Annotated in this window: 3 protein-coding genes; all 3 read right to left on the bottom strand. The window is 60.2% G+C overall.

Translation table 11 applies throughout. The annotated features are described in order from the left end of the window. The coding region (locus EN884_RS35915) for an MFS transporter (protein WP_245492051.1) at positions 1-611 on the bottom strand (611 nt) is incomplete at its 3' end. 208 nt (positions 612-819) lie between these two features. Continuing rightward, complete coding sequence (gene grxD, locus EN884_RS35910) at positions 820-1,155, bottom strand: Grx4 family monothiol glutaredoxin (protein ID WP_063167818.1); 336 nt, start codon at positions 1,153-1,155, stop codon at positions 820-822. Positions 1,156-1,296: 141 nt separating this feature from the next. After that, on the bottom strand, positions 1,297-1,423 hold a 127-nt coding region (locus tag EN884_RS35905), incomplete at its 5' end, for a BolA/IbaG family iron-sulfur metabolism protein (RefSeq protein ID WP_127288094.1).

Here is a 1,423-nt window from a genome sequence, read left to right as displayed (position 1 = left end):
ATACGAAACCCGCCGACAATGGAGTTGAGCGTCAGCGGCCGGCGATGTTCGGGATGCAGCGTTTCAGGAAGGCGCAGCAGCGACCAGGCCGAGACGAGCAGCGCACCGACGGCCATGGTGACGAAGATCCAATGCCAGGTCGCAAACAGCATGATAAATTGGCCGATGCCGGGAGCAATGACCGGTATCGCCATGAACACCATGAAGATCAGCGACATCACCTCGGCCATGCGCCGGCCGTCGAACGTATCGCGCACGATCGAGACCGCGATGACACGAGTGGCGGCTGCACCGATGCCTTGCACGGCCCGGCACAGCAGAAGTGTTTCAAAGCTTGGTGCAACGGCGGCGGCCGCAGCCGCGGCGACATAAATCACCAGCCCGGCGACCAGTGGTGCGCGACGTCCGAAGCGATCCGAGATCGGCCCGAAGAACAGCTGCCCGCCACCGAAGCCCAGAATGTAGGCCGTTATGACGTACTGCCGGTGGTTTTCATTTTCGACGCCGAGCGAGGCGCCGATCTGCTGCAGAGCCGGCAGCATGATATCGATGGCCAGCGAGTTCAGCGCCATCAGTGCCGCGCACAGAGCGATGAACTCCCAGCGCGGAATGGGCAGTTTGCTTGCCGATTGCGGCGCTGGTTTTGGCTGGTCCACGGCAAGTCCGATCTTTCAAACGAAAATGCGCCGGCGGGCCGGCGCATTGGCTCGTCCTGGTCCTGGGGTCAGGACATGAAAATTGCCGAGGTGAGGTTGCCCCGGTGCCTGGTGCTCGATGCCCGAAAATCAACGTCGATTTCGGGCATGCACAAAACAGAAATCAGGCGGCGCCTTTGACGCTGACGCCCTTCTCGACGAGGAACGTCTGCAGCTCGCCCGCCTGGAACATCTCGCGCACGATGTCGCAACCGCCGACGAATTCTCCCTTGACGTAGAGCTGAGGGATCGTCGGCCAGTTGGAGTATTCCTTGATGCCCTGGCGCAGTTCAGCCGAGTCCAGGACGTTCACGCCTTTGTAGTCGGCGCCGATATAGTCGAGGATCTGGACGACCTGGCCGGAAAATCCGCATTGCGGGAAACCAGGTGTGCCCTTCATGAAAAGGACGACGTCGTTGCCCTTCACTTCATTGTCAATGTAGTCGTTGATGCTGCTCATGGAATATCCTTTCCCGCCTGTGGGAGTCAGGCTCGAAACATACCCTTCAAATAAACCCAACGATTGCTCGAAACAAGACGTTAGCCGCGCCGTGGCTGAAATGGCGCAAAGGATGAGCCGTGTTGGGCCAAGCGCTAAGGGTCAGTCGGGAACGCTGGTCTGCAGCGCCAATGCGTGCAACACGCCGCCCATATTGCCCTTCAGCGCGTCATAGACCATCTGGTGCTGCTGGACGCGGCTCTTGCCGCGAAAGCTCTCGGCCACCACC

It is taken from the genome of Mesorhizobium sp. M7A.F.Ca.AU.001.01.1.1 (genome assembly GCF_004022735.1).
Lineage (GTDB): Bacteria > Pseudomonadota > Alphaproteobacteria > Rhizobiales > Rhizobiaceae > Mesorhizobium > Mesorhizobium ciceri.
This window is presented reverse-complemented; position numbering and strand designations above follow the sequence as displayed.

What these genes read in the sequence shown, in the direction of transcription:
- grxD (WP_063167818.1), bottom strand. Translation starts at nt 1,155, where the DNA reads ATGAGCAGCATCAACGACTACATTGACAATGAAGTGAAGGGCAACGAC.